Annotated in this window: 11 protein-coding genes and 1 tRNA gene; 5 read left to right on the forward strand and 7 right to left on the reverse strand. The window is 74.3% G+C overall.

The window, feature by feature from the left end; all coding sequences use genetic code 11:
- The 3 genes from AC1WTP_RS28710 (at window position 1) to AC1WTP_RS28720 (ending at window position 3029) form a co-directional block, all read left to right on the forward strand.
- Window positions 1-1710, forward strand: coding sequence for a replication initiator (locus AC1WTP_RS28710; RefSeq protein ID WP_481652367.1), 1710 nt, complete (start codon window positions 1-3; stop codon window positions 1708-1710).
- Window positions 1707-1892, forward strand: a complete 186-nt coding sequence (locus AC1WTP_RS28715) for a helix-turn-helix transcriptional regulator (protein WP_481652368.1) — start codon at window positions 1707-1709, stop codon at window positions 1890-1892. The genes AC1WTP_RS28710 and AC1WTP_RS28715 overlap by 4 nt, the downstream gene beginning before the upstream one ends.
- A 201-nt stretch (window positions 1893-2093) precedes the next feature.
- Window positions 2094-3029, forward strand: a complete 936-nt coding sequence (locus AC1WTP_RS28720) for a tyrosine-type recombinase/integrase (protein ID WP_481652369.1) — start codon at window positions 2094-2096, stop codon at window positions 3027-3029.
- A 17-nt stretch (window positions 3030-3046) separates the two neighbouring features.
- Here AC1WTP_RS28720 and AC1WTP_RS28725 read toward each other — a convergent pair.
- Window positions 3047-3120, reverse strand: a tRNA-Thr gene (locus AC1WTP_RS28725).
- Window positions 3121-3254: 134 nt separating this feature from the next.
- Between AC1WTP_RS28725 and AC1WTP_RS28730 the strand changes: the two genes are divergently transcribed.
- Window positions 3255-4988 carry a metallophosphoesterase family protein gene (locus AC1WTP_RS28730; RefSeq protein WP_481652370.1) on the forward strand — a complete coding sequence of 578 codons (1734 nt, stop codon included), beginning with the start codon at window positions 3255-3257 and terminating at the stop codon, window positions 4986-4988.
- Between the two features lie 116 nt (window positions 4989-5104).
- Here AC1WTP_RS28730 and AC1WTP_RS28735 read toward each other — a convergent pair whose 3' ends face one another.
- From AC1WTP_RS28735 to tmk, 6 genes are all read right to left on the reverse strand, one after another.
- Complete coding sequence (locus tag AC1WTP_RS28735; protein ID WP_481652400.1) at window positions 5105-5944, reverse strand: PSP1 domain-containing protein; 840 nt, start codon at window positions 5942-5944, stop codon at window positions 5105-5107.
- A gap of 437 nt (window positions 5945-6381) precedes the next feature.
- Entirely contained in the window at window positions 6382-7065 is a 684-nt protein-coding gene (locus AC1WTP_RS28740) for a hypothetical protein (RefSeq protein ID WP_481652371.1), read from the reverse strand.
- Window positions 7065-7370 carry a hypothetical protein gene (locus tag AC1WTP_RS28745; RefSeq protein WP_481652372.1) on the reverse strand — a complete coding sequence of 102 codons (306 nt, stop codon included), beginning with the start codon at window positions 7368-7370 and terminating at the stop codon, window positions 7065-7067. The genes AC1WTP_RS28740 and AC1WTP_RS28745 overlap by 1 nt, the downstream gene beginning before the upstream one ends.
- Window position 7371: 1 nt before the next feature.
- A complete protein-coding gene (locus AC1WTP_RS28750; protein ID WP_481652373.1) occupies window positions 7372-7701 on the reverse strand; it encodes a YbaB/EbfC family nucleoid-associated protein in 330 nt (109 codons plus the stop codon).
- Window positions 7702-7862: 161 nt separating this feature from the next.
- On the reverse strand, window positions 7863-9083 hold the full coding sequence (locus tag AC1WTP_RS28755) for a DNA polymerase III subunit delta' (protein ID WP_481652374.1): 1221 nt from the start codon (window positions 9081-9083) through the stop codon (window positions 7863-7865).
- A complete protein-coding gene (tmk, locus tag AC1WTP_RS28760) occupies window positions 9083-11326 on the reverse strand; it encodes a dTMP kinase (protein ID WP_481652375.1) in 2244 nt (747 codons plus the stop codon). The genes AC1WTP_RS28755 and tmk overlap by 1 nt, the downstream gene beginning before the upstream one ends.
- Window positions 11327-11474: 148 nt before the next feature.
- Between tmk and AC1WTP_RS28765 the strand changes: the two genes are divergently transcribed.
- Window positions 11475-12680: an amino acid deaminase/aldolase gene (locus AC1WTP_RS28765; RefSeq protein WP_481652376.1), complete on the forward strand. Its 1206-nt coding sequence runs from the start codon at window positions 11475-11477 to the stop codon at window positions 12678-12680.
- Window positions 12681-12794: the final 114 nt, after the last annotated feature.

Below are 12794 nucleotides of genomic sequence, written 5' to 3' on the forward strand. Positions count from 1 at the left end.
ATGACCATCACCCCGACGCTGCCCGGCCTCGCCCCCGCCCCTTCGGTGGAGCCGAGGCCGGGCTCCCGGGCCGCCCGGATGCTGATGCCCCGCTCCGTCGACGTGGTCAAAGACCTGGCCGCCGACTACGGCGTCTGCACCCGCCCCGTCTCCCTGCGCCGCACCGACCTGGACTCCGGCCAGACGGAAGTCATCGACATGCCGTGCGGCGCCACCCAGGAGGCCAAGTGCCCGGCCTGCGCGAAGCGGGCACGGAAGCTGCGGCAGCAGCAGATCCGCGAGGGCTGGCACCGCGACGACGAACCCGACCCCGGCCCGCAGCCGGCCACCGACGCGCAACGCGGGCTGATCGTCGCCCGCGCTCACCTGGAGTTCGCCCGCGACGAAGCAGCCCGGGCCTCGCAGTGGGACCAGGTGACGGACCTGGACGACGCCATCGCGGAACTGGAGAGCCAGATCACCACCGAAGGACTCCGCGGTCGACCCGCCCCACCACACGGCAGCGGCGACCAGGAGGACTGCGACGGCAAGCGGCGGGTGCGGTCGACCAAACGGCGGCGGGACGCCCCGGACCTGCCCCGCCTGCCCGTCGATAACCGCACGGTCGGCCGCACGTATGAGGGTCACGGCGGGCAGGTGTTCCGGCCGTCGATGTTTCTGACCCTCACCCTCGGCTCCTACGGGCGCGTGCACTCCGACGGCACTCCGGTCGACCCGGACAGCTACGACTACCGGCGTGCCGCCTGGGATGCCGTGCACTTCCCCCGGCTGCTTGATCGGTTCTGGCAGAACCTGCGCCGCGCGGTCGGCTGGAACGTCCAGTACGCCGGAGCAGTCGAGCCGCAACGCCGACTGGCCCCGCACGCGCACTTCGCCATCCGGGGCACCATCCCCCGCGCCCTCGTCCGGCAGGTTGCCGCCGCCACCTACCACCAGGTGTGGTGGCCCTCGGTTGACGTGCGGGTCTACGAACCGGGCCGGGCGCCGCAGTGGGACGCCGACGCGGGCGGCTACACCGACCCGACCACCGGCGAGCTGCTGCCGTCGTGGGATGACGCCCTGGACCTGGTCGACGCCGACCCCGACGCCGAACCCGTGCACGTCGTCCGCTTCGGCAGTCAGGTCGACGCCAAGGGCGTCCTCGCCGGCACCAAGGACGCCGACCGGTGCGTCGGCTACATCACCAAATACCTGACCAAGCAAGCCGCCGACTGCCACGACGTGACCACCGGACGGCAGCGCGCGCACCTGGAACGGCTGTGGTTGGAGCTGCGGCACACGCCGTGCTCGGAGCGGTGCGCCAACTGGCTGCTCTACGGCGTCCAGCCGAAGAAGGCCCGGCCTGGGTTGAAGCCGGGGAACTGCAAGAACAAGGTCCACAAGCGGGAAACCCTCGGCATCGGCGGCCGACGAGTCCTCATCTCCCGGCAGTGGTCCGGCAAGACCCTCACCGACCACCGCGCCGACCGCCGCGACTGGGTCAAGGCACTGCTCGGCGTCACCACCGACACCGCCCCGCCCGGCGGCGAACAACGCCACGCCTGGGAACTCGCCAAGCCCACCGACCCCGACGTTGCGCCCCTCGGCCACCGGGTCCTGCGAGCGATATCCGAACGGATCCAATGGCGCGCCCAGCTCGACGCCGCCAGACGCAACCAGGCACCACCCGATGTTTCGGCAACTGCGACGACGCAGGAGGGAGCAGCATGAAGGCCCGGACGATTGAGCCGCTGTGGACGGCTGAGGATGTGTCGGCGTTCCTCGGCGTACCGGTGAGCACCCTCTATCAGTGGCGTTACCGCCGGATCGGGCCGCGTGCGTCTCGAGTTGGCCGGCATCTGCGCTATGACCCGGCCGATGTGCGGGCCTGGCTGGCGAAGCAGGCGGGGTAGCCGGTGAGCGTGGAGAAGCGGCCCAACCGGAAGTGGCGGGCTCGGGTGCGGGACGCCTCGGGCAAGGAGACTGCTCGGCACTTCGATCGGAAGTCGGATGCGGAGCGGTGGGAGGCGTCGGCCAAGGCGGCAATCTCTCGGGGTGACTGGATCGATCCGGCTCGGGCGCGGGTGACGGTGGGCGCGTGGGCGGCGCAGTGGATGGCGGCTCAGGTACAGCTCAAGCCGTCGACTCGCGCCCGGTACGAACTAGCGCTGCGACGGCAGATCCTTCCGACCTGGGAAGAAAGCCCGCTGTCGGCAGTCTCGTACGCGGAGGTTGCGGCCTGGGTGCAGCGGCTCACCGCGTCCGGCCTCGCGCCGGCAACGGTCCGGTACGCGCACCGGGTGCTGTCACTGGCCCTGGCTCACGCCGTGCGGGACGGTCGCATGTCCCGGAATCCAGCAGAGGGCGTGCGGCTGCCTCGGGTGGTGCGGGAGGAACCGGTGTTCCTCGACCACGACCAAGTGGCGAGGCTCGCGGAGGCGTGCGGGCGGTACGGGCTGCTCGTACGGTTCCTCGCCTACACCGGGCTGCGGTGGGGTGAGGCATCCGCGCTGCGGGTGTCGCGGCTGGATCTGCTGCGGCGCCGGGTGACGGTCGCCGTGGCCTTCGCGGAGGTCGGCGGGGAACTGGTCGAGGGGACGCCGAAGAACCACCAGCGCCGGTCCGTGCCAATCCCGCGCTTCCTCGTCGACGAACTGGCCGCGCACGTCGCCGGGAAGCGTCGGGATGCGCTGGTGTTCACCGCGCCGAACGGCGGACCGCTACGCAACACCAACTTCCGGTCCCGGGTCTTCGCGCCGGCTGCGGCATCGGTCGGGCTGGCCGGTCTGACTCCGCACGACCTGCGACACACGGCGGCGAGCCTGGCCGTGGCGGCGGGCGCCAACGTCAAGGCGGTGCAGCGGATGCTCGGGCACGCCTCGGCGTCGATGACGCTGGACGTGTACGCCGGCCTCTTCGGTGACGACCTGGACGCCGTCGCCAACCGGCTGGACGAGGCGGTCACGGCGCGGGATGCGGACTATTTGCGGACTGGCACGGTCGGCGGCGGCGTTATCGACCTTGGAAAACGGCGAAGCCCAGGTCGATGACCTGGGCTTCTGTACCGAGCCGCCTGACGGAATCGAACCGTCGACCTACGCATTACGAGTGCGTCGCTCTAGCCGACTGAGCTAAGGCGGCAACGATCGTCAAGTGTACGGCACCCGGCCCGGCCCAGCCGAACGGGATACCCACCGGAGGCGACCCGGACATCCGGCACGATCCGTACGTTCGCCGGACAGCGGCGCTCGTCGGGTGGGACTACGCTGCGGCGGGTGACCGACGATCACCCCCCGGCGCCGGGCCCGCATCCCGGCGAGGCGGCCGGCGGTCGGCCGGCGCGCCGGCCGCGTTCGACCGACCCCCTGGAGCTGGGCTTCACCCCGCGCAAGCCGGTTCCGTGGCTCGCGCCGTTCCTGCTGATCAGCACCGGCATCCGTACGCTGCTGGCCATGCTCTTCGGGGCGTACCTGGACAAACGGGAGCTGCAGAACTCCCTCGAGGCCCGGATCGAACGGCAGGTCGGGCCGGACGGCGGGCTCTGGCTGGACTACGTGGCCGACCTGGGCGACGGCTTCAACGCCACCTACTCGGTCGCGTACCTGCTCGCCCAGCCGGAACTCGAGGTGGACGGGCACCGGCTGCCCCGGGCGCAGACCCTGGTGATGGGCGGCGACCAGGTCTACCCGTCGGCCGCCTTCGAGGCGTACGAGGACCGCTGCAAGGGCCCGTACCAGGCCGCGCTGCCGGGCACGCCGCCCGAGCGGCCCACCCTCTTCGCGGTGCCCGGCAACCACGACTGGTACGACGGCCTGACCGCCTTCCTGCGGCTCTTCGTCCGCTCCCGGGACCGGCACTTCGGCGGCTGGGCGACCGGCCAGTCCCGCTCGTACTTCGCGGTCGAGCTGCCCGCCGACTGGTGGCTGCTCGGCCTCGACGACCAGTCCGGCTCGTACCTGGACGACCCGCAGCTGACCTACTTCGACACGGTGGCCGAGAAGCTGGGCCCGCAGAGCAGGGTGATCCTGGCCGTGCCGGCGCCGACCTGGGTCAAGGCCGTCGACCACCCCACGGCGTACGACTCGATCGACTACTTCATCCGGACCATCGTGGCGCCGACCGGGGCGCAGGTGCGGCTGCTCATCTCCGGCGACCTGCACCACTACGCCCGGTACGCCGGCCCGGACCGGCAGCTGATCACCTGCGGCAGCGGTGGCGCGTACCTCTACCCCACGCACAAGCTCCCGGAGCGGATCGAGGTGCCGCCGCGCGACACCCTGGCCCGGCGCGCCAGCCCGAGCCGCCCGTACGACCTGGCGGGCCGCTACCCGGACGCGGACCGCTCCCGGCGCTACGCCTGGGGCATCTTCCCCCGGCTGCCGTTGCGCAACCCGGGCTTCACCACCCTGCTCGGCACCCTGCACACGCTGCTGATGCTGGCCATGGGGGCGGTGGTGGCGAACCCGAGCGGCACCGAGCAGCGGCTGTTCAGCCTGCCGCTGGTGGTGATGCTGCTGGTGACACTGGTCGGCGCGGCCTTCTTCGCCAAGCCGCCCAGCGCCGGCGGCAAACGGCACGCCCGGCACTGGATCCTCGGCGTGGGCCACGGGATGGCGCACCTCGGGCTGGCCGCCGCCGGCACCTGGGCGTGGCTGGCGCTGCCCTTCCACGACTGGCCGTGGCCGCTGCCGCTGGTCGCCGCGGCGGTGCTGTACGGCCCGGTGAGCGGGCTGGTGGCGAGCCAGTTGGTGGCGGCGTACCTGCTGGTGGCCGGGGCGTTCGGGGTGAACGTCAACGAGCTCTTCGCCGGCCAGGGCATCGAGGACGCGAAGGCGTTCCTCCGGCTCCGCATCGACCCCGACGGCACGCTCACCATCTACCCGATCGCGGTGGACCGGGTCGCCCGCGACTGGCAGGTCAACCCCGACCAGTCCCCCCAGTCCTCCTGGCTGACCCCCAAAACCCCCCTCACCCCCCGCCTGGCCGAACCCCCCATCACCCTCCCCTGACCCCCGCCGTCCCACTCATTGATCATGAGGTTGGCGGCGCCATCCGCGATCAACTTCGCCGCAAACCTCATGATCAACGGGGCGGGCCCCCCGGGGGGCGGGGGGCGGGGGAGGGGTTAGGGGTTGTAGTGCTGGTCGTGGGCTTGGCGGGGGGCGCAGACGGAGGCGCGGGAGCAGGAGCAGCGGGAGCCGTCGGCGTCGAGGCGCACCGTGACCGAGTCGCGGGGGACGCTGTGGCCGACCACCCGGCCCTCGCCCTCGGGCGTCGACACCCGCGCGCCGATCGTCGGGGCGGACTCCTGGAACCGCTGGTAGAGCGGGTGCTCGTACTTCAGGCAGCACATCAGCCGACCGCAGGCGCCGGAGATGCGCAGCGGGTTCAGCGGCAGGTCCTGGTCCTTGGCCATCCGGATGGTGACCGGCTCGAAGTCCGTGAGGAAGGTGGCGCAGCACAGGTCCCGGCCGCAGGAGCCGATGCCGCCCTGCACCCGCGCCGAGTCGCGGGCGGAGAGCTGGCGCAGCTCGACCCGGCAGTGCAGGGTCGCGCCGAGGTCGCGGACCAGCGAGCGGAAGTCCACCCGGTGCGGGGCGGTGAAGTAGATCGTGCTCCGCTCGCCGCCGCCCTCACCGCCGCCGAGCACGTGGTCGACGGCCACCACCTTCATCGGCAGGCCGTGCTCCCGGATCAGCCGCTTCGCCGCGACCTTCGCCTCGGCCTTGCGCCGGCGCAGCGCCTCGTCGCGGCGCAGGTCCTCCTCCTGGGCCAACCCGGCCAGCCGGGGGAAGCCGGCGGTGTCCTCGGTTACCCACTGCGCGGCCCAGACGCACTCGGCCACCTCGGGCCCGTCGTCGGTGGGCACGAGCACCTTGTCGCCCACCTGCGGGCGCAGCTCGCCGGGGTCGAGGTAGTAGAGGCGCCCGTACCGCTGGAAGCTGACCGCGCAGAGCATGCCCATGTCTCTCACCCTACGACGGTCGGCCGGTCCCGGCCCGCCCGGGCGTCGCCACCCGACTACGCCGTGCAGCCATCCATGTTCGTCGACTCGACCGATGCCCCGCCCACCTCGTCGTGCCGTTGATCCTCGCCCGGACGGCTGAATCCGGCCGCCCGGAGGGGACAAACGCCCGTCGGAGGCGTTGAGTGAAGGGCAGACCTGCGGGGGGTGCAGGGGGAAGGCCACGGCGTCGCTGCCGGAGTCGGATGAGGCTCCCGAGCGCGACGCCGTGTGCCGTGTACCCGGCAGCCCACGGCGACCGGCGCCGCGACCGCCGGGTCCGGAGCCGACCGCCGGACCGGGCGGGGACGACCGCCGGACCGGGCGGGGACGACCGCCGGACCGGGCGGGACGACCGCCGGACGGCCGACGGCACCAGCGGCGACCGGTCGGGATCGCTACCAGCCGACCCGGGTGGGGCTGTCGTAGCGGGTCCGCTCGACCACCGGCGCCCGCCAGCGGGACTCGGCCAGGCTCGGCCCCCACTGGCGCAGCAGCGTCTCCGCCCCGTCGTACGCGACGCAGAGCACGGCGAGCACCCGGGCGGCTATCTCGGCGGCCGCCACCCCGCCGGGGCCGGTCGGCCGGGGCGGCGTGACCGCGCCGGGCATCGCGGTCGCCGCGACGACGGCCACCGCCTCGGCCGAGCGGAGCACGTCGGCCAGGGCCCGGGCCAGCGCGAGCCGGCTGCCCTCCACCCAGTCGGCCAGCGCGTCGGCGTAGCCGGCCGTCGACTCCAACCGCCCGACGAGGCTCTCCGGCCCCTCGTCCAGCTGGCGCAGCAGGGCCGTCCGCGCCTGCCCGTACTCGCCGGCGGCCGGCCCGGACCAGAGGACCGGGTCGGTCAACGCGGCCCCGACCTCGTCGTACGCCCGGACGTGCCGGCGCACCGCGTGGCCGGCGGCAGCCAGCGGCGCGGGACGCAGGTCGAGGAAGCCGCGGACCGCCTCACCGGGGAGCACCTGCATCCGGCGCAGCAGCGGCCACACCCGGTGCCCCTCCGGCGCCCCCGCGGCGAGCAGCGTGTCGACCCGGCGCAGCAGGTCGAGGCCGGGTTCGGCGAGCCGGTCCAACGCGTCCATCACGCCTCCCCGGCCAGCCGGCGACCGGCCGAGTCGTCGACGGCGGCGTAGCCGTCCGCGGCGTCCCGTACCGCGGTGGCCGCGGCGGCCAGCCGGGCCGCGGCGGCGTGCGCCTCGCGGGCGCGGTCGCCGGTGGCGGCGACCCACTGCCGGTGCAGCGCCCGCCCGATCTCGCCGGGGCGGCCGGGCGCGTCGGCGCCGAACGCGGCCTGCGGCGGGTCGCCGGCGGTGACCGTGCGGGAGAGGGCGGCCAGGGTGGCGCCCGCCTCGTCCAGGCGGGCGGCGAGGACGCGCAGCGTCTCCATCTCAGGCCCCCGCCAGCGGCCGGTAGGCGTTGAACGTCTCGTTGTGCAGCTTCTCCCGGGCCCACTGGGCGGCGTCGGCCGCCGCGGTGACCGCGGCCTGCACGGAACCGGCGACGTCGCGCGGGTGGCGGGTGTGCAGCGGGCCGAGGAAGCGCACGTCGGTGATCCGCCCACCGGCGGTCACCACCACCTCGACCAGCCCGTCCGGCGACCGGACGGTGACCTCGACCGTCGACACCGCCTGGTCGAACTCGGCCGACAGGGACTCGATCCGGCGGTAGCGCCGCACCGCCTCCTCGATCCAGGCTTCGTCGATCTCCCCCCGTGGCATCGGCGGGCTCCTCCCCGGACAGTCATCACTCTGCGTGCCGCCACCGTCACGGCACACCGGACCGTACCGCACAGCAATTGCGCCTGTCGATGCCTGTGGACGACCGGTCCGGCGCGCGGGACCTCATCCGGGCGAGGTCGTGCGGGGATTCGGAGCGGAGGTCAGCCCTTCCAGAGGGAGAGCATCATCGCCTCGACGGCGATCCGCGGCTTGACGTTCGCCTCGATCGCCGCCCGGCAGGCCAGCACCGCCTCCAGGCGGCGCAGCGCGCCCTCGGCGTCCCACTTGCGGGCGCCGGCCTCGGCCAGGGCGGCGGTGTCGGTGTGCACGGGCGCGACGGGGGCGCCCAGCGCCCTGGTGAGCGCGTCCCGGTAGAAGCCGGCCAGGTCGACCAGGGCCCGGTCCAGCGCGTCCCGCTGGGCCCGGGTGGCCCGCGACTTCTGCCGCTTCTCCAACTCCTTGAGCTGCCCCGCGGCACCCCGCAGGGCGCCCGCCGCGCCGCGCCCGGTGCCGCCCGCGCCGAGCGCGGTCTCCAGCGCCGCCCGTTCGGCCGCGTCGGCCTCGGCCACCGACGCCTCGGCCTCCGCCTCGGCCGCCTCGATCAGCGCCGACGCCGCGTCGAAGGCGGCGCCCACCCCGGTGAGCCGGCGCGGCACCGCCAGCACCGCCTCCCGCCGGTTGCGGGCCTCCGGGTCGCGGGCCAGCCGCCGGGCCCGCCCCACGTGCCCCTGGGCGGCGGCCGCCACCCAGACCGCCACGTCGGGCGCGATGCCGTCCCGACGGACCAGCACCTCGGCCACCGCCTCGGCCGGCGGCTGCCGCAGCGGTACGACCCGGCAGCGCGACCGGATGGTCACCGAGACGTCGTCCGGGTGGGTGGACGGGGCGCAGAGCAGGAAGACCGTCCGCGGCGGCGGTTCCTCGACGGCCTTGAGCAGGGCGTTGCCGGCCGCCTCGGTGAGCCGGTCGGCGTCGGAGATGATCACCACCTGCCAGCGCCCGCCGGACGGGGTGCTGGCCGCGCGCAGCACCAGCGCGCGCATCTCGCCGACGGAGATGGAGAGCCCCTCCGGCACCACCAGCCGCACGTCGGCGTGGGTACCGGCCATGGTGGTGTGGCAGCCGGGGCACTCGCCGCAGCCGGTGCCGTGCACGCACTGCAGGGCGGCGGCGAAGGCGCGGGCGGCCACCGACCGCCCCGAGCCGGGCGGCCCGGTGAAGATCCAGGCGTGCGTCATCCCGGCCCCGGACGCGCCCTTTTCGGCCCCCGGAGCGGGGGCGTCGGCGGTACGGCGCAGCACGGCGGCCGCCGCGGCGGCGGCCCGGCGCAGCGTGTCGACCGCCTCGTCCTGCCCGACCAGGTCGGCGAAGACGTCCGGCATCAGGTCCGATGCTCCATCGTCACCAGCTCCGATTCGGATAACTCCGGCTGCACCGAGGTGTCCGGCCCCTGCGCGGGGCGCGGGTGCACGATGCCGCCGGGGGCCAACAGCTCCTCGACCCGCCGGGCCACCTGCCCGGTGATCTCCTCGGCCGGCCGGGACGCGTCCAGCACCAGGTAGCGCTTCGGGTCGGCGGCGGCGAGGTCGAGGAAGGCGTACCGGACCCGCTCGTGGAAGGCGACCGACTCGGCCTCCAGGTGGTCGGTCTCCTGGTTACGGGCGGCCACCCGGGACAGGCCGGTCCGCGGGTCGACGTCGAGCAGCACCACCAGGTCGGGCTTGAGCCCGCCGGTGGCCCAGGAGGAGAGCCAGGAGACCTCGTCGACCGGCAGCGTCCGCCCCGCCCCCTGGTACGCCAGGGACGAGTCGACGTAGCGGTCGCTGATCACCACGGCGCCCCGGGTCAGCGCCGGCCGGACCACGGTGGCCACGTGGTGCGCCCGGTCGGCGGCGTAGAGCAGCGCCTCGGCGCGCGGCGACGGCACGTCGGAGCCGGGCGCGCCGAGCAGCAGCGAGCGGATCCGCTCGCCCACCGCGGTGGCCCCCGGCTCCCGGGTGACCACCACGTCGCGCCCCTGCTCGCGCAGCCGTTCGGCGAGCGCGCCGAGCTGGGTGGACTTGCCGGCGCCCTCGCCGCCCTCGAAGACCACGAAGAGCCCGGCGGAGACGAACGGCTCGGCCGGCATCAGCGGGCGGCCCCGGATCGAGCCCCAGAGGTCGGCCAGGACCGGCACGCCCTTCTTGTCGTCCATCTGACCGAAGGCGCTGATCCCGGCGAAGATGCCGGCGGCGCCGGCGGCGAGCAGCAGCAACCGGGTGGAGGAGATGGAGACGCCCAGGTCGGCGATCTCCAGCGTGCGGGAGCCGCCGACGCCGGCGAGCAGGCTGCTCAGGCCGATGGCCAGGATCAGCACCAGCCGGGTGCCGATCTGCACCACCGCGAAGACCCGGCCGCGCACCTCGTCGGCGATCTCCCCACCGAGCAGCGTGGTGCCGGAGAGGAAGGCCATCCCGGCGCCCGCGCCGACCAGGATCGCGCCGACCATCGCCATCGACAGGTGGATGGCGAAGGCCAGCGTCATCACCGCGGCGCTGGCCAGCACGATGCTCATGCCGAACCAGCGGCGGCGGGACATCTCCTTGACGATCATCGGGCCGAGCCCGATGCCGAGCGCGAGGCCGATGAAGATGGCGCCGAAGAGCAGGTAGAAGGCGGCGTCACCGGCGCCCAGCGAGGCGGCGAAGAACCGGGCCGTGCCGATCACGATGCCGCCGCCGGCGAACGCGCCGAAGATGCCGAGCACCAGGCCGCGCACCAGCCGGGTCTGCGCGATGAACCGCCACCCCTCGGCGAACTGCCGGGTCATGCTCTGCTCGGTGCGCTCCCGCTCGCTGGCCTGCGCCTGGCTGATCTCCTTGATCCCGAACGCCACCACCAGCGCGGTGGCCAGCCGGGAGAACGCGTTGAACCAGAGCGCCAACTGGGCGGGCTCGGCCCAGTTCGGCGCCGCTCCCCCGGTCGCCGCCCGCACGGCGGCGTCCAGCGCCGCGGCGACCAGCGCGGCGAGGATCGGGGTGAGGCCGTACGTGGTGATCAGGGTGAGCTGGTTGGCGGTCTCCAGCTTGGCCCGCGGGATCAGGTTGGGGACCGCGGCCTCCTTGGCCGGGATCCACATCAAGGTGAGCGTCTCGATCAGGAAGGTCGCGATGGTGGCCCAGCCGACCACCACGCCGCCGCTGGCGCCGAGCAGCGCGACCAGCGGGATGGACGCGAAGAGCAGGAAGCGCAGCACGTCGCAGACGACCATCGTCCAGCGCCGGTCGAACCGGTCGGCGAACACCCCGGCGATCGGGCCGAGCAACAGCGCGGGCAGCAGCCGGATGGCGATGACGATGCCGAACGCGGCACCCTTCGCGGTGCTCCCCTCGACCTGGGAGGCGGCGAAGACCGACGTGGCGAGCAGCCCGAACCAGTCACCGAAGGAGGCCGCACCGAGCACGATCCAGAGCCGGCGGAACGGTCGGATGCGCAGCACCGAGCGGATCGCGCCGTAGCCGGACCGGTCGGCCTGGGCGCCGGCCGGGCCGCCGGGGTTGTTCCGGGACGGCGACACGCCGGGCGACTCGCCGTTGAACTGGCTTTCGATGGCCGTACCTCCACGTGCCGGCCCATCGCTGGGCATCCCCGGTGGAACACTCTAGTCCCGGTGGGACACCGTCCCGCCGATGACATTCTCCTGCTCGCCGAGCCTAGGCTGCCGGCACGACGATGCGCAGCCGGGCGGACGCGAGGGTATTTCGCATTGACCGCCGGACAGTTAGCGTGCACACGTGGCCACCGAAAGCGACAAACTGCGCGAGCGCCTCGATCGGGCGACCGCCCACCTCGACCCGCCGTACGCGGTGGTCGACCTGACCGCCTTCGACGCGAACGCGACCGCGCTGGTCGACCGCGCCGCCGGCAAACCCGTCCGGATCGCCAGCAAGTCCGTCCGCAGCCGTGACCTGATCGGCCGGGCGCTCGGGCGACCGGGCTGGCACGGGGTGATGGCGTTCACCCTGCCCGAGGCGATCTGGCTGGTCCGCCGGGGGGTGAGTGACGACGTGCTGGTCGCGTACCCGACGGCCGACCGGGGCGCGCTCGCCGAACTGGCCGGCGACCCGGCCCTCGCCGCCGCGATCACCCTGATGATCGACGGCACCGAGCAGCTCGACCTGGTCGACGCCGTGCGCGCTCCGGCCCACCGGCCCGAGCTGCGGGTCTGCCTCGACCTGGACGCCTCGTGGCGGCCGCTGCGCGGGGTGCACGTCGGGGTCCGCCGCTCGCCGGTGCACAGCGCCCGGGCCGCCGGCGCGCTCGCCGCCACCGTCGCCGGCCGCGCCGGCTTCCGGCTGGTCGGCCTGATGGCGTACGAGGCGCAGATCGCCGGCCTGGGCGACGCGCCGCCCGGGCAGGCGGTGCTCGGCACCGCGATCCGGTTGGCCCAGCGTGGCTCGTACCGCGAGCTGCTGGCCCGCCGGGGCGCGGCGGTGGCCGCGGTCCGCGAACACGCCGAGCTGGAGTTCGTCAACGGCGGTGGCACCGGCAGCGTGGCGGCGACCAGCGCCGATCCCGCGGTCACGGAGGTCACCGCGGGATCGGGCCTGTACGGGCCGACGCTGTTCGACGCCTACCGGGCCTGGCGGCCCACCCCGGCGGCCTTCTTCGCCTGCACGGTGGTCCGCCGACCGGCGCCGGGGTTGGCCACCGTGCTCGGCGGCGGCTGGATCGCCTCCGGCCAGGCCGGCGCCAGCCGCCTCCCCCGACCGTGGCTGCCGGCCGGGCTGAAGCTGATCGGCACCGAGGGCGCCGGCGAGGTGCAGACCCCGCTGGCCGGTACCGCGGCCACCACCCTGCGGGTGGGCGACCGGGTCTGGTTCCGGCACGCCAAGGCCGGCGAGCTCTGCGAGCACGTCAACGAGCTGCACCTGGTGGAGGGGGAGGCGGTCGTGGCGACCGTGCCCACCTACCGGGGCGAGGGCCACGCCTTCCTCTGAGCCACCGGCCCCGCGGACCGCGGGGCCGGTTCGCACCATCTCCCGGCGCACCCCGGGCTGTCCGTCTTTCGCACCGTCACCCGGTCGCACCCCGGGCCGATCGTCGTCGCACCA

This window comes from Micromonospora sp. R311, assembly GCF_056780015.1.

Bases quoted from the DNA above. Each gene is read 5' to 3' on its own strand.
- AC1WTP_RS28710 (WP_481652367.1), top strand. From the start codon at position 1: ATGACCATCACCCCGACGCTGCCCGGCCTCGCCCCCGCCCCTTCGGTG.
- AC1WTP_RS28715 (WP_481652368.1), top strand. From the start codon at position 1,707: ATGAAGGCCCGGACGATTGAGCCGCTGTGGACGGCTGAGGATGTGTCG.
- AC1WTP_RS28720 (WP_481652369.1), top strand. From the start codon at position 2,094: ATGGCGGCTCAGGTACAGCTCAAGCCGTCGACTCGCGCCCGGTACGAA.
- AC1WTP_RS28735 (WP_481652400.1), bottom strand. From the start codon at position 5,944: ATGGGCATGCTCTGCGCGGTCAGCTTCCAGCGGTACGGGCGCCTCTAC.
- AC1WTP_RS28740 (WP_481652371.1), bottom strand. From the start codon at position 7,065: ATGGACGCGTTGGACCGGCTCGCCGAACCCGGCCTCGACCTGCTGCGC.
- AC1WTP_RS28745 (WP_481652372.1), bottom strand. From the start codon at position 7,370: ATGGAGACGCTGCGCGTCCTCGCCGCCCGCCTGGACGAGGCGGGCGCC.
- AC1WTP_RS28750 (WP_481652373.1), bottom strand. From the start codon at position 7,701: ATGCCACGGGGGGAGATCGACGAAGCCTGGATCGAGGAGGCGGTGCGG.
- AC1WTP_RS28755 (WP_481652374.1), bottom strand. From the start codon at position 9,083: ATGCCGGACGTCTTCGCCGACCTGGTCGGGCAGGACGAGGCGGTCGAC.
- tmk (WP_481652375.1), bottom strand. From the start codon at position 11,326: ATGCCCAGCGATGGGCCGGCACGTGGAGGTACGGCCATCGAAAGCCAG.